Source organism: Staphylococcus sp. HMSC077D08 (assembly GCF_001837945.1).
In the GTDB taxonomy this organism is placed as follows: domain Bacteria; phylum Bacillota; class Bacilli; order Staphylococcales; family Staphylococcaceae; genus Staphylococcus; species Staphylococcus epidermidis.
The window spans coordinates 93,636-116,324 of the sequence record NZ_KV834762.1; the positions used below are offsets into that span (position 1 = coordinate 93,636).

Below are 22,689 nucleotides of genomic sequence, written 5' to 3' on the forward strand. Positions count from 1 at the left end.
CAACCCCAAATGAATCATATTAAACAATTCATTTGGGGATCAATTCATCTAATAGCTTATTATTTTATTGTTTATAGCTAGTTAACTTAACAATTAATTCTCATACAAATTGATATACTATAAATAGTAATAAATTATTTAGATTAATTTTTATGTATTCTAAGAATCATATATTATTCAAACTTCAGTGCGTCACCATCAAATGGTTCGTCTTCAATTTTGATTGAGTCAGTAGGACAACCTTCTAGTGCATCTTCCATATCTTCATATAACTCTTCAGGCACTTCAGCAGTACCTTGGTTATCGTCGAGAATTACGTATGCAATACCTTCATCATCGTAATCATATATATCTGGAGCAGCTGCACCGCAAGCACCGCATGCTATACATGTATCCATATCAACGATTGTATATTTTGCCATATTTATTCGCCTCCTTTGATAAAAATGCTACACTAGTATTGTAAATACAATTGTAGACATCGATAGATTACATTTCAATTTATTCGTTTTATAGAGTGAGGGTTTAATTTGTACAATATACTATCATATGCCATGAGTCATGCATTTAACTACAAAACCAATAAAAGTATCTATAATATTTTAATAGGCAAGAAGTCACACCAAACGTTTTTTGATGCGTCAAGCCAACAACTTTTGTCATTATATCATAGTTTACCTAATTTGAAGTATTCAACTTTTGAGCAATTTATACTCCAAAAGGATGATTTTGAAAAATCAATTCAAGTAAAAATACATCCACAATACACTTATGATAGTCTCACTCAAACGTTTAGTTGCATACAATTACTTATCCAAACGTTATCTCATAAACGCAAGGAGTCAAATACATTTATTCCAATTGTTCAAAATACCTTTGTTCAACAAAGGGTCAAACAAATTTATCAACAGGTCATTGAATCAAATCAAGTATCAAAAACTATAGACGAAATATATTTATTATTTGAGAATTTAAATAATAAAGTCAACCATACATTTCTTCATTATTATTTACAAGGATATGAGGAATCTATGTATACTAGACAACAAATAAGTTTAATTGAGGGTATACCACAATCAGAACTATTTGAACGAGAAATGAATGAACTGATTGCCTTATTGAATCAATTAAAAGATTCAACGAAATATCCAATACTTTCTCAAGCTATCATTCTTTCACCATTACAAACAAATACATACTTAAGCTATCAAAAGTTAAAATCTGGGCTCAATTTAAAAGAAATTGCTCAATTACAAAATGTAAAACTTAACACAATTGAAGATCATATTCTAGAAATGTATATTAAAGGTTATCTGATTGACTATACATTATTTATAAATAAAAAAGATATTCTCGAATTTATAAACTACTATCAAAATCATCGAGGTAAACGATTAAAATTTCATAAAGAACATTTTACTGATTGGACTTACTTTCAAATTAAGTTAGTTATAGTAGGAATAGAAAGAGGTGACTTAATTGCTGAAAGATAATTTAAAGAAATGGTTTGGTTTTGATGAATTTAAAGAGGGGCAAGAAGAAATTATTGATAGCGTCCTTCATGGAAGGCATACACTTGGAATTTTACCAACTGGTAGTGGTAAAAGTTTATGTTATCAACTCCCAACATATATATTAGAAAAACCAACATTAATTATATCACCACTCATTTCACTTATGGATGATCAAGTAATGCAAATGAAGTTAAAAGGTGAAACACATGTTGCATGTATCCATTCTGGCATGGACGAAGTAGAAAAAAGAGACAATATTAAACGGCTAAGTAAAAGTCGATTTATTTATTTAAGTCCAGAATATATATTGCAACCTCATAATTTTAAGTACATCGCTCATATCAACTTTGGATTAATAGTATTAGATGAAGCACACTGTTTATCAGAGTGGGGGTATGATTTTAGACCTCACTATGCTTTAGTTGGTAAAATTATTCATCATTTTAATTCAGCAACAGTGTTAGCACTAACAGCTACAGCACCACCTCAATTAGAAACTGATTTATCTCACATTTTATCACTCAAATTAAATGTAGTTCAAAAAAGTATGAATCGAAAAAATATTAGCCTACAGCACTTTAATTTTAATGATGATGAGGGGAAGATTGAATGGCTGTTACCATTTTTATCTAATTCTGGGCCTACAATTATATATGTTTCTTCTAAAAAAAGATGTTTAGAACTAGCCCAAATGATTTATGATTCAGGATATCTAACAGGTATATATCATGGAGATTTAAGTTATCAGGAACGCCAAACAGTTCAACAACAGTTTTTTAATAATGACATACCAGTTATAGTAGCAACAAGTGCTTTTGGAATGGGAATAAATAAAAAAGATATTCGTACAGTCATACATTTTCATTTATCATCTTCACCATCTAACTATTTACAAGAAATTGGTCGTGCTGGTAGAGATGGTAAACAAAGTCAAGCCATTAGCTTATTTCAACCTGATGATAGTTTTATTCTAGAAACATTACTATTCACTGATATGATCACTGATGACGATATCACAATGTTTGAGATGGGAAACCACTTACCAGATGAAAAGGAAAAAATTTTAAGTACTTTAAACTTACAATTCACATTTAGCCAACTTAAAGATATATTTCATCAATCATATCAACGTAAGCGACTAGGTTATATGAGAATGATGGGGTATACAAATTTAGATCAATGTAGACGCAAATACTTGCTGGAATTTTTTGGTGAACATCCTCAAAGTCCAAAACAATGTTGTGATCAAGATTCAAGCTTAGAATCTATTCAGATATTGAATCGTAAAAAGGTGAAAAGAAAACTAAGTTTTAATGAAAAATTATATAATTTGTTCGAAACCTAGCTATCGCTTTACTTACTGAAATTTAACAAGCTATAATCAATATGTAGACCCAATTAAGCAGTGTTAAATACTTTTAATTATTTTACATATTTAATTTTAACTTGGGTATAGAGTAATTAATCAAAATAGAAGGGATGATAGTTGTGTCTAATAATAATTTTAAAGATGATTTTGAAAAGAATCGTCAATCTATTAATCCAGACGAGCATCAAAGAGATTTAAAAGAAGATGATAAAACAAATGAAAATAATAAAGAAGTAGACTCTCAAAACAGTGTATCTTATAACTCAAATCAGCAATTTCCACCAAGAAATGCACAACGACGAAAAAGACGCAGAGAGACAGCTACAAATCAAAGCAAACATCAAGACGACAAGCATCAAAAAAATAGTGACGCTAAAACTACAGAAGGTTCATTAGATGACCGTTATGACGAAGCACAGTTACAGCAACAACATGATAATTCGCAACAGCAAAATAAAATTGAAAAACAATCACAAGATAGTAGAATGAGAGATGGAAAAGATGCAGCTATTGTAAATGGAAAATCTGAGTCTTCAGAACATAAATCAAAATCAACACAAAATAGACCCGGCCCTAAAGCTCAACAACAAAAGGATAAATCAGAAAGTACGCAATCAAAATCTTCAACAAACAAAGATAAAAAAGTAGCTACAGGAGCTGGAATAGCTGGTGCAGCTGGTGTTGCTGGTGCAACAGAAACATCCAAACACCATCATAATAAAAAAGATAAACAAGATTCTAAACAGTCAAATCATGAGAATGACGAAAAATCTGTTAAAAATGATGACAAAAAGCAATCTAAAAAAGGCAAGAAAGCAGCAGTCGGTGCTGGCGCAGCTGCAGGAGTTGGTGCGGCTGGTGCTGCGCATCATAACAAACAAAATAAACATCATAATGAGGAAAAAAATTCTAGTCAAAACAATCAGTACAATAACCACTCAGATGATAAGAAAAAAGGTGGTTTCATGAAAATCTTGTTACCACTCATAGCAGCCATTCTTATTCTAGGTGCAATAGCAATATTCGGTGGTATGGCTCTAAATAATCACAACGACAGTAAAAGTGATGACCAAAAAATAGCGAATCAAAGTAAGAAAGACTCAGATAAAAAAGATGGTGAGCAATCCGGAGATAACAAAGACAAAAATCACGATAGTAAAAAAGACAAAAAATCTGATTCTGATAAGAACGCTAATGATGATTCTGATAAGAACACTAATGATGACTCTGATAATAGTTCCTCAAATCCTAACGCTACTTCAACTAATAATAACGATAATGTAGCTAATAATAACTCAAATTATACAAACCAAAATCAACAAGATAATGCAAATCAAAATAGCAATAATCAACAGACAACTCAAGGACAACAATCACATACAGTATACGGTCAAGAAAACTTATATCGTATCGCCATACAATATTATGGAGAAGGAACTCAAGCTAACGTAGATAAAATTAAACGTGCGAATGGATTAAGCAGTAATAATATTCATAATGGTCAAACACTAGTTATTCCTCAATAACATGATTAATAGTCCCAGTATTGGTGACAAACACCAATATTGGGGCTATATTTTTATTTAATTCAAAATTCAGGTCTTAGCTAAAATAGTGAATAACTGATATAATTATTTGGTGATTAAAGGAGGATAAGTATGCAAACTATTGAAAGCATCATTATAGGTGGCGGTCCATGTGGATTAAGCGCAGCAATTGAACAAAAGAAAAAAGGTATTGAAACATTAGTAATTGAAAAAGGTAATGTTGTTGAATCAATCTATAATTATCCAACACATCAGACTTTTTTCTCATCAAGTGATAAATTAAGTATCGGAGATATTCCTTTTATTGTTGAAGATAGTAAGCCAAGACGCAATCAAGCGCTTGTATACTATAGGGAAGTCGTTAAACATCATCAACTTAACATACATCCGTTCGAAGAAGTTTTAACAGTTAAAAAAATAAATAATAAATTTGCAATTACAACCACAAAAGGTGTATATGAATGTAAATATTTAACTGTTGCTACGGGTTATTATGGTCAACATAATACTTTAGAAGCAGAAGGGGCAGAATTACCTAAAGTATTCCATTACTTTAAAGAAGCACATCCGTATTTTAATCAAAATGTTGTTATTATTGGAGGCAAAAACTCTGCTGTTGATGCTGCGTTAGAATTAGAAAAAGCTGGTGCTAATGTAACTGTTTTATATCGTGGTGAACAGTATCCTAAAGCAATTAAACCATGGATATTACCTAATTTCGAATCATTAGTCAATCATGAAAAAATAACGATGGAATTTAATGCGACAGTAACCAAAATTACCGATCATTCAGTGACTTATGAAAAAGATGGTCAACTTATAGAAATTGATAATGACTACGTTTTTGCTATGATTGGTTATCATCCAGATTACGATTTCTTAAAAACGATAGGTATAGATATCCATACCAATGAATATGGTACTGCTCCTGTTTATAATCGAGAAACATTTGAAACAAACGTCGAAAATTGTTATATAGCTGGTGTTATTGCTGCGGGTAATGATGCAAATACTATTTTTATCGAAAATGGTAAATACCATGGTGGTGTCATTACACAAAGCATTTTGACAAAAAAACAAACACCACTTGAAACATAGAGCCTACAAAAAGCTTGGGATACTAAACAATGTCCCAAGCTTTCTTAATGTATTGGTAATCAATGACTCAATTAAAATGCACATATTAATGATAGGTAAGCCTTAATTAGAGTATAATTGCACTAAAGAAATTTCATAGACAATGCACGCAACTAATAGAAATCGGAGTGTGACAATGAACTCGATACGAATTTTTGTCCCACTCTTTTTAATTACTCTTCGAAATATCGCTCTAATTGATTATGAGTCATATCCTGACTCAAACCAACTAGTAATTTTAGCCTTGCCTTTGGTCCATTTAAACCATTCGAAAAAATAACATCATTATTTTTTAAATCTGCGCCACCACCTTCATAAGCATATACAGGACTAACAATGCCATTGAATGATCTAGATACGAGAACTAGAGGAATCTTATTCTTTAGACATTGCTGTAGTCCATTAAGACAACTTTTTGGAAGATTACCTTGTCCTAGTGCTTCGATGACTATACCATCAACGTGCTGTTGTGCATAAAATGATAGTACATCATCTTCCATACCCATGTATGCTTTTACAAGTGGAACACGTAAATTTACATCGATATATTGATAGGTAGTTTGTCTGTAGGGATGATGATAAAATTGTACTCGATTCTTGGTAAGTACACCTAGAGGCCCCTGATTAGGACTTTGAAATGTATTTATATTCGAAGTATGTGTCTTTGTCACATTACGAGCAGTATGAATCTCATCATTAAATACAACCATTACACCTTTATGATTAGACTCAGATGAAGTAGCAACCCTTATAGCAGAAATAAAATTATAGAGACCATCGGAACCAATTTCATTGGATGATCTCATTGCTCCAGTAATTACTATGGGCTCTTGAATATCAATTAATAAATCTATTAAAAAAGCTGTTTCCTCAAGTGTATCTGTTCCATGAGTAATAACAAATCCATCATATATATTTTCTTTAGAATATGTAATGATTTCGTCTCTTAATCGCACAACATTCGAAATTGTCATATGCGGCGAGGGTATATTTAGAAGATTGATTTCGTCAACTTTTGCATATTGACCAATGATATTTTGATGTTGAGATATTGGATTTTCTTCATTCGTTATCACTTTATTAGTTTGATCTTGTGACATACTTATTGTGCCACCAGTGTGTATGACAAGTAGACGTTTCATTACGTATTCCTCCTATTTATTCTTTACTTTTTTATGATAAAATAATATCTATAAAACAACAAGGAAGGTTATCAAATAATGAGTTCAATTAATATTGCACTAGATGGCCCAGCTGCTGCAGGTAAGAGTACTATTGCTAAACGTGTAGCCAGTCGTCTATCTATGATATATGTTGATACAGGAGCAATGTATCGTGCCATTACATATAAATATTTACAAAATGGCAAACCCGAAAATTTTGATTATCTAATTAATAACACTAAACTTGAGCTTACTTATGATGAAGCAAAAGGGCAAAGAATCATACTAGACAATCAAGACGTCACTGATTATTTAAGAGAAAATGATGTAACACATCACGTATCTTATGTTGCTTCTAAAGAACCAGTGCGTTCCTTTGCAGTGAAAATACAAAAAGAATTAGCTGCTAAAAAAGGTATCGTTATGGATGGCCGAGATATTGGTACAGTTGTATTACCAGATGCCGAATTAAAAGTTTATATGATTGCATCTGTTGCTGAACGCGCTGAACGACGACAAAAAGAGAATGAACAACGTGGCATTGAATCAAATTTAGAACAATTAAAAGACGAAATTGAAGCACGAGATCACTATGATATGAATCGTGAAATTTCGCCATTACAAAAAGCCGAAGATGCTATTACACTTGATACTACTGGTAAATCTATAGAAGAGGTAACAAATGAAATATTGTCTCTACTTTAAATGTTAAAATTAAAATCCTAATATTGTTTATTGTAAACATTTAAGTGTAGTAGAATTTATAATCAATGACTAGAACATATTAAAATTATTAGTGTTGATTTATTCAAAAGCCACGGACGCTCTGTCTCTGGCTTTTATTTTTGACCATTGAGAACTATGTAAATAATCTTATTTTTAACCAAGTCTCCTCGATAGAGTAGTAATACAATGTTTATTACCAATTCTGATATATCTTTTTCAATTTTATTCCTCATATTATTATGAGCTTAGGATTAATTGCCATGAAATTTATGTTACAATAAAAATAACAATGTTATTAAATATACTACAAACTAAATTGACCATCACTTAACTAGGTGCTCTGTTAAACTTTTGTTATAAATTAAAGATAGATGCAACCTATTCATATAAAGTGGTATCTCTTGACAATTTTACTTGTTTATAAGATGTTATAATTATGTAGTGTATAAGGAGGCATACAAGATGACTGAAGAATTCAATGAATCAATGATTAATGATATTAAAGAAGGTGACAAAGTCACTGGTGAAGTTCAACAAGTAGAGGATAAACAAGTTGTTGTGCATATTAATGGTGGCAAATTTAATGGAATTATTCCTATTAGCCAGCTTTCAACACATCATATCGAAAACCCTAGTGAAGTTGTAAAAGTCGGTGATGAAGTTGAAGCGTACGTCACTAAAATCGAGTTCGATGAAGAAAACGATACTGGGGCATACATTTTATCAAAAAGACAACTTGAAACTGAAAAATCTTATGAATATTTACAAGAAAAACTAAATAACGATGAAGTGATTGAAGCTGAAGTTACTGAAGTAGTTAAAGGTGGTTTAGTCGTTGACGTTGGTCAAAGAGGGTTTGTACCTGCTTCTCTAATTTCAACTGATTTCATTGAAAACTTTTCTGTATTCGATGGTCAAACAATCCGTATTAAAGTGGAGGAACTTGATCCTGAAAATAATAGAGTCATTTTAAGCCGTAAAGCTGTGGAACAGTTAGAAAACGATGCTAAAAAAGCTTCAATATTAGATTCTTTAAATGAAGGCGATGTTATTGATGGTAAAGTTGCTCGATTAACTAACTTTGGTGCTTTCATTGATATTGGTGGTGTAGATGGTTTAGTTCATGTATCTGAATTATCTCATGAACATGTTCAAACACCAGAAGAAGTTGTGTCAGTCGGTGAAGCAGTCAAAGTTAAAGTTAAATCTGTAGAAAAAGATTCTGAACGTATTTCTTTATCTATTAAAGACACTTTACCAACACCATTTGAAAACATTAAAGGGAAATTTCACGAAGATGATGTTATTGAAGGTACTGTAGTACGTTTGGCGAACTTTGGCGCATTCGTAGAAATTGCTCCATCCGTCCAAGGTTTAGTGCATATTTCTGAAATCGATCATAAACATATCGGTTCTCCTAACGAAGTATTAGAACCCGGACAACAAGTTAATGTAAAAATATTAGGTATCGATGAAGATAATGAAAGAATTTCATTATCAATCAAAGCAACATTACCAAAAGAGAATGTCATTGAAAGTGACGCATCCACAACTCAATCATATCTTGAAGATGATAATGATGAAGATAAACCAACATTAGGCGACGTTTTTGGTGACAAATTTAAAGATCTTAAATTTTAATTAAACTAAAATCATTTGCGATATAAAATATAATGACTCCAATTTACGCGTAAACTTAAAATCAAATTTACGTGTAATAATTGGAGTCTTTTTTTAAACGATATACTGTACAAAATATATCTTTTCGAACATGTAAAATAAACATATTCAAGTTTTGAATAAATCTGCTCTTATGATAAAATTATGTAGATTAAAAAAGAGAGGAAGTTTATCCTATGACTAAACCGATAGTAGCAATTGTAGGAAAACCAAACGTAGGGAAATCTACAATTTTTAATAGAGTTGTCGGCGAACGTGTTTCTATCGTAGAAGATACACCAGGCGTTACTCGTGATCGTATTTATTCATCTGGCGAGTGGTTGACTCATGAATTTAACATCATTGATACAGGTGGTATTGAAATTGGAGATGCTCCTTTTCAAACTCAAATCCGTGCACAGGCAGAAATAGCAATTGAAGAAGCAGATGTCATCATTTTTATGGTCAATGTTAGAGAAGGACTTACACAAAGTGATGAAATGGTCGCACAAATGCTTTATAAATCTAAGAAACCTGTTGTATTAGCTGTGAATAAAGTTGATAATCTTGAAATGCGAAATGATATCTATGATTTCTATTCTTTAGGCTTTGGAGATCCATATCCTATTTCTGGTTCACATGGATTAGGACTTGGGGATTTACTAGATGCTGTCGTTGAAAACTTTAATAAAGAATCAGAAGATCCTTATGACGAAGATACGATACGTCTTTCCATCATAGGTAGACCTAATGTTGGTAAATCTAGCTTGGTCAATGCTATTTTAGGCGAAGAACGTGTTATTGTGTCTAATGTTGCTGGTACAACTCGAGATGCCATTGATACCGAATACTCTTATGATGGACAAGATTATGTATTGATTGATACTGCTGGAATGAGAAAAAAGGGTAAGGTGTATGAATCGACTGAAAAATATTCTGTATTACGTGCATTAAAAGCGATTGAGCGTTCAGAAGTAGTATTAGTAGTTATTGATGCTGAACAAGGTATAATTGAACAAGATAAACGTGTAGCTGGCTATGCACATGAGGAAGGTAAAGCTATTGTTATTGTAGTAAATAAATGGGATACAGTCGAAAAAGATAGTAAGACAATGAAAAAATTCACTGATGATGTTAGAAATGAATTTCAATTTTTAGATTATGCTCAAATTGCGTTCGTATCAGCAAAAGAAGGGCTAAGATTAAAAACATTATTCCCTTATATCAATCAAGCCAGTGAAAATCATAAAAAGCGTGTCCAAAGTTCGACACTTAATGAAGTTGTTACTGATGCCATCTCAATGAATCCAACACCTACTGACAAAGGTAGAAGACTTAACGTATTCTATACAACTCAGGTTGCAATTGAACCACCGACATTTGTAGTATTTGTTAATGATGTCGAATTAATGCATTTTTCTTATAGGAGATATTTAGAAAACCAAATTCGTAATGCTTTTGGTTTTGAAGGAACACCTATTCATATTATTCCAAGAAAAAGAAATTAAAAACAAAGGGGAATTCAATAATGAGAAAAATTACAGTTTTTGGTATGGGTAGTTTTGGTACTGCATTAGCTAATGTATTAGCTCAAAATGGTCATGATGTTTTAATGTGGGGCAAAAATGTAGAGAATGTAGATGAACTTAACACACATCATATGAACAAAAGTTATCTTAAAGATGCTAAATTAGATTCATCTATAAAAGCAACTGCAGATTTAAATAGCGCAGTGCAATTTTCAGATATCTATCTTATGGCTCTACCTACAAAAGCAATAAGAGAAGTATCAAAAGATATCGATCAATTACTCACATCTAAAAAGACTTTTATTCATGTTGCTAAAGGCATTGAAAACGGTACATTTAAGCGCGTATCTGAAATGATTGAGGATTCTATCTTGCCAGAACATAATGGAGGAATCGGTGTCTTATCAGGTCCAAGTCATGCTGAAGAAGTTGTTATCAAACAACCTACAACTGTAGCTGCATCATCTAAAGATAATAATGTGAGCAAACTTATTCAAGATTTATTTATGAACGACTATTTACGTGTTTACACAAATAATGATTTAGTAGGTGTAGAACTAGGTGGTGCTTTAAAAAATATTATAGCTATAGCTAGTGGTATCGTTGCCGGCATGGGTTACGGTGATAATGCCAAGGCTGCTTTAATGACACGAGGTTTAGCCGAAATCAGTCGACTTGGTGAGAAACTTGGAGCAGATCCAATGACTTTCTTAGGTCTAGGTGGCATAGGTGACTTGATCGTAACTTGTACGTCCACACATTCACGAAATTACACACTTGGATTTAAATTAGGGCAAGGCAAAACAGCAGAAGAAGCTTTAAAAGAGATGAAAATGGTAGTTGAAGGTATTTATACAACTAAGTCAGTATATCATCTTGCTCAACAAGAAGGAGTAGAAATGCCTATCACCAACGCACTATATGAAGTTTTATTTGAAGATGTCCCTGTAAGTAAAAGTGTCAGAACACTTATGGAAAGAGACAAAAAAGCAGAATAGATAGTTAGTGTAATATTACTTTTTATGAGCGAATATTAAAAAAATTCGTCATAAATCGCATAAAACCAACGTTTCTATTGCATAAATCGTTGCGATGACAGTAACCCTTGTGTTAAAGTCAAAACATAATGATATAATGAATATCATTATAAAACCTCAGGAGGTGAATTCATAATGAATAAAACTGATTTAATCAATGCAGTTGCAGAACAAGCTGACTTAACTAAAAAAGAAGCTGGTTCAGCAGTAGATGCTGTATTTGAATCTATCCAAAACTCACTTGCTAAAGGTGAAAAAGTACAATTAATCGGTTTCGGTAACTTTGAAGTACGTGAACGCGCTGCTCGTAAAGGTCGTAACCCTCAAACAGGTAAAGAAATTGACATCCCTGCAAGTAAAGTACCAGCATTTAAAGCTGGTAAAGCATTAAAAGATGCTGTAAAATAATTTACTTAAAAAAGCCCCTTTGAGGGCTTTTTCTTTTTAACTTATAGATCAATGGTCTATCGCTCTATGTATTTTATTTTTAAGTAGATTCAACACTTCATAACTTGTATCAATATTAAAATATTTAAATTATCGACTGTCTTAGTCTTAAAATTTGATAAATTACGTCATTTCAATCAATTACATATATATTTAGGAATGAGTTTGGGTTGATATACTCATTTACTATTTAATTAAGCTCGTTTATCTAGCTATACTAGCTAGTAATCATCTAGTTAAAAAATTTATATAAAGCCATCTAGTAATTATTATCATATTAGTAATTACTAGATCTTTGGTAAAATGAGTTTTATTCCTCAAATCGCAAGCCACTTGCATAGAATAACTATTTATTTTAAAAGACTTAATCCAATAGATTTTATTTTTTTACATATAATGTTAATATTGTTAATGATAATATCGTGAGGTGTGAACATGGAAACGACAATAAGCAAACTGAACAAACATGTAGAACAACTGCTTAAGGGCATTAATGAGTATGAGTCTATTGAAATCAATAGCTCTTTAAGTCAATTATTAGATATGTACTCTATCCCAGATGAAGCTAAGATTGCTTGCCTCACAATTGATACATCTATGCGTCATTTGGATGCTATCGGTGATAATCATCTATCTAAGAAAGCAATATTAATAGGGGACCTATTAAGTGCTCATTTCTATACTCTATTAGCAAATATTCAAGATTCCACTTTTCAACTTACAATGAGCAAGGCCATTGTTAAAATCAATGAGGATAAATCATCAATTAATCAAAATGATCTCACTGATGAAGAATTGAAAGATGCGATTCTAGATATCGAAATACTATTTCCATATCTTACAATTAACCATTTTGGAAGTTCTGTTGATAAAATCAAATTATTCACTGAATTGACTTCTAAATATAAAGATTACCATCCTGTGTATCTGGGTAAGTTTAACAGACATGAAATAGATAAATATATTCAAGAAATTAGCAAAAGTTATAAAAAGAAGAGGTAATGAAAATGGCTGAAAATCAAGCTAAAAAAGAACAAGTTCATACAGTATTCCAAAATATTTCTCAAAAATACGATCGACTCAACAACATCATAAGTTTCGAACAACATAAAGTATGGAGAAAACATGTTATGAGTACTATGAATGTACAAAAAGGTAGTAAAGCTTTAGATGTGTGTTGTGGTACCGCTGATTGGACTATTGCATTAAGCGAAGCAGTAGGCTCAAAAGGTCAAGTAACTGGTCTTGATTTTAGTGAAAATATGCTTGAGGTAGGTAAACAGAAAACTGCTTCATTGGACAATATCCAGCTTGTTCATGGTGATGCTATGAATTTACCATTTGATGATAACTCATTTGATTATGTTACTATTGGTTTTGGCTTACGCAATGTACCGGATTATTTGTCAGCACTCAAAGAAATGCATCGAGTTTTAAAACCAGGAGGCATGGTGGTATGTCTTGAAACAAGCCAACCGACATTGCCATTATTCAAACAAATCTATAGTTTATACTTTAAATTTGTGATGCCAATTTTTGGTAAGATGTTCGCTAAGTCTAAAGAGGAATATGAATGGTTGCAACAATCAACATTTAATTTTCCTGACAAACAAACATTGAAAGGCCTATTCTTTGAAGCAGGTTTTAACGATATCATTGTACGTAGCTTTACAGGTGGCGTTGCTGCAATGCACCTTGGCTATAAAGAAAACAGTTCTAGCAAAGGTGATTAACGTGGCAAAGTTAAACATTAACAACGAAATAAAGAAAGTAGAAAAGCGACTTGAAGAAGCAATTATAAGTTCTGATCAAACATTACAAGACGCCTCATTCCATTTACTATCTTCAGGTGGAAAAAGAGTTAGACCCGCTTTTGTTATTTTAAGTGGTCAATTTGGCTCTAACAACAAACCTTCAGAAGATACGTATCGTGTAGCAGTAGCTTTAGAACTAATTCACATGGCTACCTTAGTACACGATGATGTGATAGATAAAAGTGATAAACGTAGAGGCCGACTCACTATTTCAAAAAAATGGGACCAAAGTACAGCTATTTTAACAGGAAATTTCTTACTTGCTATGGGACTCAAGCATCTATCTGAAATCAGTGATACTCGTGTCCATACGACCATTTCTAAATCAATTGTTGATGTGTGTAGAGGAGAACTATTCCAATTTCAAGATCAATTTAATAGCAATCAAACAATTACTAATTATTTACGTCGTATCAACCGTAAAACAGCACTTCTTATTCAACTGTCTACACAAGTTGGTGCAATTACTTCTAATGCGTCAAATGACGTTATTCGTAAATTAAAAATGATCGGACATTATATAGGTATGAGTTTCCAAATTATAGATGATGTGTTAGATTTTACCAGTTCTGAAAAGAAACTTGGTAAGCCGGTTGGTAGTGATCTTATGAATGGTCATATTACATTACCTGTACTATTAGAAATGCGAAAAAATAAGACTTTTAAAGATAAAGTTTCACAACTTAATCCTGACAGTCCTCAACATGCTTTCGAAACTTGTATAACAATAATTAGACAGTCCGAAAGCATAGAACAGTCAAAACAAATAAGCGAAAAGTATTTAAATAAAGCAATCCATTTAATCGATGAATTAGAGGATGGTCCTAATAAAGAACTATTTAGAAAGCTCATTAAAAAAATGGGAAGTCGAAATAAGTAAGTTTTGTGACAAAAGTTGAAAGCGCTTCATTATCCTGTTACCATACTAAGTAGCAGGATATTTTTATAGCTTGCAATGTTTTAAGTTTTTTACATACTTATAAAAATGAATGAAACACATGCACAGGGGGACACACGAAGTGGAACGCACATTTTTGATGATTAAACCGGACGCTGTCCAAAGAAATTTAATTGGTGAGATTATATCTCGTATTGAAAAGAAAGGTCTTAAGCTTGTTGGCGGTAAGTTTATGCAAGTGCCTATGGAACTAGCTGAAAAACATTATAGTGAACATGAAGGAAAACCGTTCTACGACAAGTTAATTTCATTCATTACTTCTGCACCCGTTTTTGCTATGGTAGTAGAAGGTGAAAATGCTGTAGCTGTATCTCGTAAAATTATTGGAAGTACAAATCCAAGTGAAGCAGCTCCTGGTACAATTCGAGGCGACTATGGTTTAAATCTAGGTCGTAATATTATACATGGTTCGGATTCAACAGAATCAGCACAACGTGAAGTTAAATTATGGTTTACAAGTAGTGAAATTGCTGATTATAAAGAGCCTAGAGAAGATTGGTTATACGAATAATAAAAATATCAAATAATGAAATTCATTTTATCCGTTAATGTCTGTGACGCACATTTGTGTCTCAGGCATTTTTTATGATTAACCAAATGCCATTTGCTTAAAATAATACTTATTGAATTAGTCTTTTTAATTTTTTATCTAGGGATTAAACGATGTAACACCATAAAAAGTTCGATTATGTAGCAATTTTTATCTTTTGACAATTGAGTATTCATTATTAAGTAATGACGTATTTTTAGTATTTCATTCATGTATCTAATGATTTAGCTCTTTTGATTTTTTTCAGTAGACTGATTTTTAATTTATATAATATCACTACGACATAACAATCATCTTGGTGCTATTCTTTCTAAAATATTTATCACTGCTAAAATAAAAATCTTCTTGTTTATCTAACTGACTTATGTTGTTTGATTGAATATGATAATATATTAAACATATTACAATTTAATGTATTGAAGAATAGAAAGGGGCGTGCGATCATGAGATACCTCACATCCGGTGAATCACATGGACCACAACTTACAGTCATCATTGAAGGTGTTCCAGCTAATTTAGAAATTACGGCTGAAGATATTAATAAGGAAATGTTTAAACGTCAAGGGGGATATGGTCGGGGTCGTCGTATGCAAATTGAAAAAGATACTATAGAAATTGTGTCAGGCGTCAGAAATGGCTTTTCTTTGGGAAGTCCAATAACTTTAGTAGTTACTAACGACGATTTCACTCATTGGAGAAAAATAATGGGCGTCGCACCAATTAGCGATGAAGAAAGAGAAAATATGAAACGTACCATTACAAAACCTAGACCAGGCCATGCTGATCTTGTAGGCGGTATGAAATATAATCATCGTGATTTAAGAAATGTGCTCGAGCGTTCATCTGCTAGAGAAACAGCAGCAAGAGTTGCTGTGGGTGCTGTTTCAAAAATTCTTTTAGAACAATTAGATATCCACTTATACAGCCGTGTAGTCGAAATTGGTGGTATTAAAGACAAAGGTTTATATGATGTAGATATGTTCAAAAATAATGTAGATAAAAATGATGTACGTGTAGTTGACGAAAATATAGCGCAACAAATGAGAGATAAAATAGATGAAGCGAAAAAAGACGGAGATTCAATCGGGGGCGTAGTTCAAGTAATGGCTGAAAACATGCCTATTGGTGTGGGAAGTTATGTACATTATGACCGTAAATTAGATGGACGTATTGCACAGGGTGTTGTGAGTATCAACGCATTCAAAGGTGTAAGTTTTGGTGAAGGATTTAAAGCAGCTGAAAAACCTGGTAGCGAAATTCAAGATGAAATTCATTATAATCAAGATTTAGGCTATTTTAGAGCTACAAATCACTTAGGTGGATTTGAAGGAGGCATGAGTAATGGGATGCCTATCATTGTTAATGGTGTGATGAAGCCTATCCCTACTTTATATAAGCCACTAAACTCAGTTGATATTAACAGTAAAGAAGACTTCAAAGCTACTATTGAACGCTCAGATAGTTGTGCAGTGCCCGCAGCTAGCGTAGTATGTGAACACGTTGTCGCTTTTGAATTAGCAAAAGCAGTACTCGAAGAGTTTCAATCTAACCACATGGACCAACTCATAGCACAAATTAAAGAGCGTCGACAACTCAATATAGAATTTTAATTACCCTAGAATGATTGAGGTGAAAGCATGGAACTTAAAACATCATATGCAAGTGATAATTATCCCATTATCGTTGAACATCACGCAATTAACTCTTTAGAAATATACATTAAAAATGAAGAACAACGATTTTTCATTATCGATAAGCAAGTCTATAATTTATTTGTAGATAAACTTGAAGCTTTGGCTCAAAAACTTGATGCTAAATGTATCGTAATCCCTTCTGGAGAAACGTCAAAATCATTCGAACATTATCATCGTACTATTGAATATTTACTAAGCCATCAATTAACACGTCAAACGTGTATTGTTGCCATTGGTGGTGGTGCTACAGGAGATTTCGCAGGGTTTATTGCTGCAACTTTACTTAGAGGCGTATCATTTGTCCAAGTACCGACAACTATTTTAGCCCACGATTCAAGTGTAGGTGGTAAAGTTGGAATTAATTCTGAGCATGGTAAAAATTTAATTGGTGCTTTTTATCGACCCAAAGCTGTCATTTATGATTTAGATTTTTTAGAAACTCTACCATATTCTGAAATACTAAGTGGGTATGCTGAGGTCTATAAGCACGCTTTATTAAACGGCGAGGATTCAACAAAAAATATCGAATCTAATTTTACCTCAAATAAAAATTTACAAGCGTTAAAAAATCTAGATTATTATTTATTTGAGGGTATAAAAACAAAACTAAATATTGTTGTTGAAGATGAGAAAGAAAAAGGTAAAAGAAAGTTTCTTAATCTTGGTCATACATTTGGTCATGCAATTGAATATGAGCATAAAATTCCTCATGGTCATGCAGTTATGATTGGTATTCTTTATCAATTTATTGTTGCGAATCACTTATTCGAGTCAAATTATAACATTCAACACTATATTAATTATATGAAAAAACTTAAATATCCATTATCTATCATCAAACAACTTCATTTTGAAGATACATACCATTTTATGCTTCTAGATAAAAAAAATGATTACAATGGTATTCAAATGGTCTTACTTAAAAATTTAGGGAAACCAGTTGTCACTCATGTTGATAAGGATACGCTTTTATCAGCTTTCGAGGAATTACAATCTTATTTTAAGTAGGTGAATCAAATGAATAACAGTGAAATAATTAATATTAATGGACCACTCAAAGGTGAAATAGAAGTACCTGGTGATAAATCGATGACACACCGCGCTATTATGTTAGCTTCATTAGCTAAAGGTATATCAACCATTTATGAACCATTATTGGGAGAAGATTGTCGACGTACTATGGATATCTTTAAACAATTGGGTGTAACAATTGAAGAGCAGGACAATTCTATCATAATCAATTCACCAGGATATCAAAATTTCACAACGCCACACCAAGTTCTCTATACTGGTAATTCTGGTACTACTACACGATTACTTGCTGGTCTTTTAAGCGGATTAGGTATTGAAAGTGTGTTATCTGGTGATGTATCTATAGGCAAAAGACCCATGGATAGAGTGATGAAACCTCTTCTGAAAATGAACGCTAATATATCTGGAATTGATAATAATTACACACCGCTTATTATTAAGCCTTCAACCATTAAAGGTATAAATTATCAAATGGAGGTTGCAAGTGCACAAGTTAAAAGTGCTATTTTACTTGCTAGCCTATTTTCAAAAGAAGCAACGACACTCACAGAAATTGATGTTAGTAGAAATCATACAGAAACATTGTTTGCACACTTTAATATTCCTATATCAATTCAAGGTAAGACAATCCAAACCTTACCTTATGCAATTGAACATATACAGCCTAGAGACTTTCATGTTCCAGGCGATATCTCATCTGCTGCATTTTTCATAGTCGCAGCTCTAATTACGCCCGGTAGTGACATTACAATTCATAATGTTGGCATTAATCCCACTCGTTCAGGTATCATAGATATCGTTAAACAAATGGGAGGAAACATTGAATTAAGTAATGTAAGCAAAGGTGCAGAACCAACTGCATCAATACATGTAACATATACACCGAACTTGAATGCTGTTACAATTAAAGGCGACTTAGTTCCAAGAGCTATCGATGAATTGCCAGTTATTGCATTACTTTGCACACAAGCTTCAAATTCTTGTATTATCAAAGACGCAGAAGAATTAAAAGTGAAGGAAACAAATCGTATAGATACTACTGCAGACATGCTAAATTTACTTGGTTTTAATTTACAACCCACACATGATGGACTTATTATACATCCATCAGAGTTTAGATCAAATGCAACTGTAGATAGTCAAACAGATCATCGTATAGGAATGATGTTAGCTGTAGCTTCACTACTTAGTTCAGAACCACTCAAAATAGAGCAATTTGACGCTGTTAATGTTTCCTTCCCAGGTTTTTTACCTAAACTAAAGCTTTTAGAAAATGAGGGAAAATAAAAAATGGAAGATATCTATAAACTTATAGACGATATCAATCTACAAAAAATAGAAAACTTAGATTCTCGAGTAAATGAGGCATTGAGTTCAAACAATGATGATGCGTTATTTATACTTGGTGAAACTTTATATAATTTCGGTCTTACACCTCAAGGGTTAGAAGTTTTTAGAACGTTGTATCATAAATACCCAGATGAAAGTGAATTACTCATTTACTTTATCGAAGGTCTCATGTCTGAAAATCAAACTGACGAAGCACTTGAATATTTAGCACAAGTAGAACCATCTACCGAAAAATTGATGCTAGAAGCCGATCTATACCAACAAATTAATATGTTAGAAGTAGCAATTGACAAATTGCAAGAAGCATTAGATCTTGAACCTAATGATCCAATTATTCACTTCGCCTTAGCAGAGCTATTATACTACGATGGGCAATACTTACGAGCTACAAGAGAGTATGAAACAGTATTGGAAACAGGTGAATATGAAGTGAATGGAGTAAATCTTTTCTCGCGAATGGCAGATTGTAGTTTACAAAGTGGTAATTATTCAGATGCTATTAGCTTATTTGATGAAATTAGTGAAGAAGAGATGAATTCTGAAGATTACTTTAAAAAATCAATTGCCTATGAAAAAAACGATTTAACGCAAGAAGCAATTAAAATTATGCAAACATTACTTTCAAAAGATCCTGATTTTATACAAGGATATTTTTATCTTCAATCTCTATTTGAAAATGAAAAAAATTATCCTGATGCTATAGAAACTGGTAAGGAAGGATTACGTTTAAGTCAATTTTACAAAGAATTAATGGTTTCTACAGGTAGCTTAGAAATAGAGCATGGAGATGCAAATGAAGGTGTAGAATTGTTAAAACAAGCCTTAGAGGTCGATAATGCATATCATGAACCATTGTTGATTTTAAGTGATTTATATCGTAATGAAGAAGACTATGAATCAATTATACAATTGTTGACTTATGTAGACGAAGAAGATTTAGATCCTATTTTCATGTGGCATTTAGCATATGCATACGGTCAAGAAGAACGAGATAAAGAAGCGCAACATTTCTTTGAATTAGCATATCCAACATTACAAACTCAAGTTGAATTTTTAAGCGATTATTACTTCTATTTATTAGAAATTGGTCAAAAAGAAAAAGCACTTTTGATTTTAAATCAATTATTAGAAATTGATCCAAGCAATGAAAATTGGCATGATGAGTCAATGAGATTGCAAATGTAAGTTGGTGACTTAAATGAATGATTCTCTTATTCGTATCAAACAAAATTTTATAGAATATATTCTGTTTAACTATCGTTTTAAATCAAGAATTACTGTGTGGGTATTAAATTATTTAAAGGCAAATCAAGATAAGCTAAATAATGTACATTTCGTAAATAGTAAAATCAATAATCATTATACTTTAGAAATTGCAGAAGTGGATACAACTGCTTCTGCAATTCAATTGAGCAAAGATAATAAAGCTTATATTAATACAAATCAAATTTTTAATTATATTGCAAATCATACATTAAGATTAGATATACAAATACATTTTGCTCATTGTCACGCGCGAGAACCTCGCTTAGATGATTTAATATTAATGCAGCTCGTTCATTCACCTAGTTATTCATCTTATGTACAAGACTTGTATTCAATTTCTATGGATAAAAGAAAACAAACAACTATTATTCAAACCTTACAAAACAATATTGATTTAAGTTTACAAATGAATGAACCTGATTATTTTTATCAACTCACACAAATACTTAATGTGTTAAAATCAAAAGATATTCAATTAACTTTAAATGATAGGTAGTCCATACTAAGATGAATCAATGGCTTTGGGAAACTTCACTTTATCAAAAATGGTTGATTTCTTTTATTTTAGTTTGCAATATATTTGGTACGATATACGGTTATCATTGGTATAGTAGTCAATTAGCTAACACGCCAAATTATTTTAAATTATTTGTTCCAGATAGTCCCACTGCTACATTATTTTTATGTTTATCATTATTACTCATACTATTTAATAAGCGTAATGCACTGATTGACGCTTTAGCTTTTATAACTCTATTTAAATATGGTAGTTGGGCTGTAATTATGAATATTTTGATGTTCATAAAAATGAATGATGTTGCTATAAACGGACTTATGTTGCTCATATCTCACGCAATTATGATGTTAGAAGCTATCTATTTTTATCCTCGTTTTAAAATATCTAAGTTGGCTGGATTGATGACTTTCATATGGGTGACTGTCAATGACGTAATAGATTACATATACGGACAATATCCATACTATAATTTTATCGCCAAACATTTAATTGAAGTAGGGGTGTTGGCTTATAGTCTCACTATCATATCGTATATTTTATTTTTAAAATTACAAAAGTGGTTGAAAGTTAAAACATTTGATTAAAGATAAATTTGACAGTAAAATGAAAATAAAGGAGAGTGAGTTTAATGTCTTTAATATCAATGATTATATATTTCGTAATATTAATGGTCATTCCAATGTGGGCTCAACATAAAGTTAAATCTAATTATGAAAAATACTCACAAGTGAGATCCACAAGTGGTAAAACTGGTCGTGAAGTAGCTGAAGAAATTTTACATTCTAATGGCATTTACGATGTTGACGTCGTTAAAGGCGAAGGCTTCTTAACTGATCACTATGACCCAAATAAAAAAGTTGTTTGTTTATCTCCTGCAAACTACGATAGACCATCAGTTGCTGGTACTGCAATTGCAGCCCATGAAGTAGGACATGCAATTCAACATCAGCAAGGTTACGCACCATTAAGATTTAGAACAGCATTAGTACCATTAGCTAATATTGGTAGTTCTTTAAGCTACATTATTATTATGGTAGGTATTGTTTTAACAGCTCTCGGTAGTGTCTTTGGCTCTACAGTTCTATGGGTTGGTGCTGGTTTAATGTCACTTGCAGTTTTATTCTCTATCGTGACATTACCTGTTGAGTTTAACGCTAGTTCAAGAGCGATGAAACAAATAACGGCTTTAAATATCGTTAATGAGAAAGAATACAAACACGCGAAAAAAGTTTTATCTGCAGCAGCAATGACATATGTGGCATCTACTGCAGTTGCGTTAGCTGAACTTGCTCGTATTATATTAATTGCAAGATCAAGTGATTAATCATATATAACAACGCAGTTCCTGGTAATCATTACAATTGATTTGTAATGGTTACC

General features: G+C 32.1%; 22 protein-coding genes. 20 read left to right on the forward strand and 2 right to left on the reverse strand.

From position 1 onward, the window contains the following. Window positions 1-173: 173 nt before the first annotated feature. Window positions 174-422 (reverse strand): ferredoxin, encoded by a 249-nt coding sequence (locus HMPREF2663_RS05070; protein WP_001831262.1) that lies wholly within the window; start codon window positions 420-422, stop codon window positions 174-176. A gap of 108 nt (window positions 423-530) precedes the next feature. Between HMPREF2663_RS05070 and HMPREF2663_RS05075 the strand changes: the two genes are divergently transcribed. The 4 genes from HMPREF2663_RS05075 (at window position 531) to ypdA (ending at window position 5,528) form a co-directional block, all read left to right on the forward strand. Next, on the forward strand, window positions 531-1,493 hold the full coding sequence (locus HMPREF2663_RS05075) for a YpbB family protein (protein WP_002490022.1): 963 nt from the start codon (window positions 531-533) through the stop codon (window positions 1,491-1,493). Beyond that, window positions 1,480-2,859, forward strand: coding sequence for a RecQ family ATP-dependent DNA helicase (locus tag HMPREF2663_RS05080; RefSeq protein WP_002487012.1), 1,380 nt, complete (start codon window positions 1,480-1,482; stop codon window positions 2,857-2,859). The genes HMPREF2663_RS05075 and HMPREF2663_RS05080 overlap by 14 nt, the downstream gene beginning before the upstream one ends. 143 nt (window positions 2,860-3,002) lie before the next feature. Beyond that, complete coding sequence (gene ebpS, locus HMPREF2663_RS05085) at window positions 3,003-4,409, forward strand: elastin-binding protein EbpS (protein WP_141762230.1); 1,407 nt, start codon at window positions 3,003-3,005, stop codon at window positions 4,407-4,409. A gap of 132 nt (window positions 4,410-4,541) precedes the next feature. Then, window positions 4,542-5,528, forward strand: coding sequence for a bacillithiol disulfide reductase YpdA (gene ypdA, locus HMPREF2663_RS05090; RefSeq protein ID WP_001831121.1), 987 nt, complete (start codon window positions 4,542-4,544; stop codon window positions 5,526-5,528). A 212-nt stretch (window positions 5,529-5,740) separates the two neighbouring features. Here ypdA and HMPREF2663_RS05095 read toward each other — a convergent pair whose 3' ends face one another. After that, complete coding sequence (locus tag HMPREF2663_RS05095) at window positions 5,741-6,709, reverse strand: asparaginase (RefSeq protein WP_070845913.1); 969 nt, start codon at window positions 6,707-6,709, stop codon at window positions 5,741-5,743. Between the two features lie 78 nt (window positions 6,710-6,787). Here HMPREF2663_RS05095 and cmk point away from each other — a divergent pair, with 78 nt between their 5' ends. From cmk to HMPREF2663_RS05175, 16 genes are all read left to right on the forward strand, one after another. Further along, entirely contained in the window at window positions 6,788-7,435 is a 648-nt protein-coding gene (gene cmk / locus HMPREF2663_RS05100; protein WP_002457691.1) for a (d)CMP kinase, read from the forward strand. Between the two features lie 483 nt (window positions 7,436-7,918). Further along, window positions 7,919-9,097: a 30S ribosomal protein S1 gene (gene rpsA, locus HMPREF2663_RS05105; protein WP_070845915.1), complete on the forward strand. Its 1,179-nt coding sequence runs from the start codon at window positions 7,919-7,921 to the stop codon at window positions 9,095-9,097. Between the two features lie 215 nt (window positions 9,098-9,312). Beyond that, a complete protein-coding gene (gene der / locus HMPREF2663_RS05110; RefSeq protein ID WP_002468415.1) occupies window positions 9,313-10,623 on the forward strand; it encodes a ribosome biogenesis GTPase Der in 1,311 nt (436 codons plus the stop codon). Window positions 10,624-10,643: 20 nt separating this feature from the next. Further along, the gene (locus tag HMPREF2663_RS05115) at window positions 10,644-11,642 is read left to right on the forward strand and encodes an NAD(P)H-dependent glycerol-3-phosphate dehydrogenase (RefSeq protein ID WP_002446477.1); all 999 of its coding nucleotides are present in this window, start codon (window positions 10,644-10,646) and stop codon (window positions 11,640-11,642) included. Window positions 11,643-11,816: 174 nt separating this feature from the next. Then, window positions 11,817-12,089, forward strand: a complete 273-nt coding sequence (locus HMPREF2663_RS05120) for an HU family DNA-binding protein (protein ID WP_001043863.1) — start codon at window positions 11,817-11,819, stop codon at window positions 12,087-12,089. Between the two features lie 474 nt (window positions 12,090-12,563). Continuing rightward, window positions 12,564-13,130: a hypothetical protein gene (locus tag HMPREF2663_RS05125; RefSeq protein ID WP_002491001.1), complete on the forward strand. Its 567-nt coding sequence runs from the start codon at window positions 12,564-12,566 to the stop codon at window positions 13,128-13,130. Window positions 13,131-13,135: 5 nt separating this feature from the next. After that, window positions 13,136-13,861 (forward strand): demethylmenaquinone methyltransferase, encoded by a 726-nt coding sequence (locus HMPREF2663_RS05130; protein ID WP_002457688.1) that lies wholly within the window; start codon window positions 13,136-13,138, stop codon window positions 13,859-13,861. 1 nt (window position 13,862) lies between these two features. Beyond that, on the forward strand, window positions 13,863-14,822 hold the full coding sequence (locus HMPREF2663_RS05135) for a polyprenyl synthetase family protein (protein WP_002489986.1): 960 nt from the start codon (window positions 13,863-13,865) through the stop codon (window positions 14,820-14,822). Between the two features lie 139 nt (window positions 14,823-14,961). Then, window positions 14,962-15,411: a nucleoside-diphosphate kinase gene (ndk, locus tag HMPREF2663_RS05140; protein WP_001831235.1), complete on the forward strand. Its 450-nt coding sequence runs from the start codon at window positions 14,962-14,964 to the stop codon at window positions 15,409-15,411. A 482-nt stretch (window positions 15,412-15,893) separates the two neighbouring features. Further along, window positions 15,894-17,060, forward strand: coding sequence for a chorismate synthase (gene aroC, locus HMPREF2663_RS05145; RefSeq protein WP_002446472.1), 1,167 nt, complete (start codon window positions 15,894-15,896; stop codon window positions 17,058-17,060). 27 nt (window positions 17,061-17,087) lie between these two features. Further along, window positions 17,088-18,152 (forward strand): 3-dehydroquinate synthase, encoded by a 1,065-nt coding sequence (aroB, locus tag HMPREF2663_RS05150; RefSeq protein WP_002496854.1) that lies wholly within the window; start codon window positions 17,088-17,090, stop codon window positions 18,150-18,152. 9 nt (window positions 18,153-18,161) lie between these two features. Next, window positions 18,162-19,463 (forward strand): 3-phosphoshikimate 1-carboxyvinyltransferase, encoded by a 1,302-nt coding sequence (aroA, locus tag HMPREF2663_RS05155; RefSeq protein ID WP_002475222.1) that lies wholly within the window; start codon window positions 18,162-18,164, stop codon window positions 19,461-19,463. A gap of 3 nt (window positions 19,464-19,466) precedes the next feature. Next, the gene (locus HMPREF2663_RS05160; protein WP_002486983.1) at window positions 19,467-20,711 is read left to right on the forward strand and encodes a tetratricopeptide repeat protein; all 1,245 of its coding nucleotides are present in this window, start codon (window positions 19,467-19,469) and stop codon (window positions 20,709-20,711) included. 13 nt (window positions 20,712-20,724) lie between these two features. Next, complete coding sequence (locus HMPREF2663_RS05165; protein ID WP_070845917.1) at window positions 20,725-21,288, forward strand: YpiB family protein; 564 nt, start codon at window positions 20,725-20,727, stop codon at window positions 21,286-21,288. 11 nt (window positions 21,289-21,299) lie between these two features. Continuing rightward, window positions 21,300-21,893: a DUF1405 domain-containing protein gene (locus tag HMPREF2663_RS05170; protein ID WP_002446467.1), complete on the forward strand. Its 594-nt coding sequence runs from the start codon at window positions 21,300-21,302 to the stop codon at window positions 21,891-21,893. A 44-nt stretch (window positions 21,894-21,937) separates the two neighbouring features. Next, complete coding sequence (locus tag HMPREF2663_RS05175) at window positions 21,938-22,633, forward strand: zinc metallopeptidase (protein ID WP_002446466.1); 696 nt, start codon at window positions 21,938-21,940, stop codon at window positions 22,631-22,633. Window positions 22,634-22,689: the final 56 nt, after the last annotated feature.

What these genes read in the sequence shown, in the direction of transcription:
- HMPREF2663_RS05130 (WP_002457688.1), top strand. Translation starts at nt 13,136, where the DNA reads ATGGCTGAAAATCAAGCTAAAAAAGAACAAGTTCATACAGTATTCCAA.
- aroC (WP_002446472.1), top strand. Translation starts at nt 15,894, where the DNA reads ATGAGATACCTCACATCCGGTGAATCACATGGACCACAACTTACAGTC.
- HMPREF2663_RS05160 (WP_002486983.1), top strand. Translation starts at nt 19,467, where the DNA reads ATGGAAGATATCTATAAACTTATAGACGATATCAATCTACAAAAAATA.
- HMPREF2663_RS05070 (WP_001831262.1), bottom strand. Translation starts at nt 422, where the DNA reads ATGGCAAAATATACAATCGTTGATATGGATACATGTATAGCATGCGGT.
- HMPREF2663_RS05115 (WP_002446477.1), top strand. Translation starts at nt 10,644, where the DNA reads ATGAGAAAAATTACAGTTTTTGGTATGGGTAGTTTTGGTACTGCATTA.
- aroB (WP_002496854.1), top strand. Translation starts at nt 17,088, where the DNA reads ATGGAACTTAAAACATCATATGCAAGTGATAATTATCCCATTATCGTT.
- HMPREF2663_RS05125 (WP_002491001.1), top strand. Translation starts at nt 12,564, where the DNA reads ATGGAAACGACAATAAGCAAACTGAACAAACATGTAGAACAACTGCTT.
- rpsA (WP_070845915.1), top strand. Translation starts at nt 7,919, where the DNA reads ATGACTGAAGAATTCAATGAATCAATGATTAATGATATTAAAGAAGGT.
- HMPREF2663_RS05175 (WP_002446466.1), top strand. Translation starts at nt 21,938, where the DNA reads ATGTCTTTAATATCAATGATTATATATTTCGTAATATTAATGGTCATT.
- ypdA (WP_001831121.1), top strand. Translation starts at nt 4,542, where the DNA reads ATGCAAACTATTGAAAGCATCATTATAGGTGGCGGTCCATGTGGATTA.
- HMPREF2663_RS05120 (WP_001043863.1), top strand. Translation starts at nt 11,817, where the DNA reads ATGAATAAAACTGATTTAATCAATGCAGTTGCAGAACAAGCTGACTTA.
- aroA (WP_002475222.1), top strand. Translation starts at nt 18,162, where the DNA reads ATGAATAACAGTGAAATAATTAATATTAATGGACCACTCAAAGGTGAA.
- HMPREF2663_RS05165 (WP_070845917.1), top strand. Translation starts at nt 20,725, where the DNA reads ATGAATGATTCTCTTATTCGTATCAAACAAAATTTTATAGAATATATT.
- der (WP_002468415.1), top strand. Translation starts at nt 9,313, where the DNA reads ATGACTAAACCGATAGTAGCAATTGTAGGAAAACCAAACGTAGGGAAA.
- HMPREF2663_RS05170 (WP_002446467.1), top strand. Translation starts at nt 21,300, where the DNA reads ATGAATCAATGGCTTTGGGAAACTTCACTTTATCAAAAATGGTTGATT.
- cmk (WP_002457691.1), top strand. Translation starts at nt 6,788, where the DNA reads ATGAGTTCAATTAATATTGCACTAGATGGCCCAGCTGCTGCAGGTAAG.
- HMPREF2663_RS05095 (WP_070845913.1), bottom strand. Translation starts at nt 6,709, where the DNA reads ATGAAACGTCTACTTGTCATACACACTGGTGGCACAATAAGTATGTCA.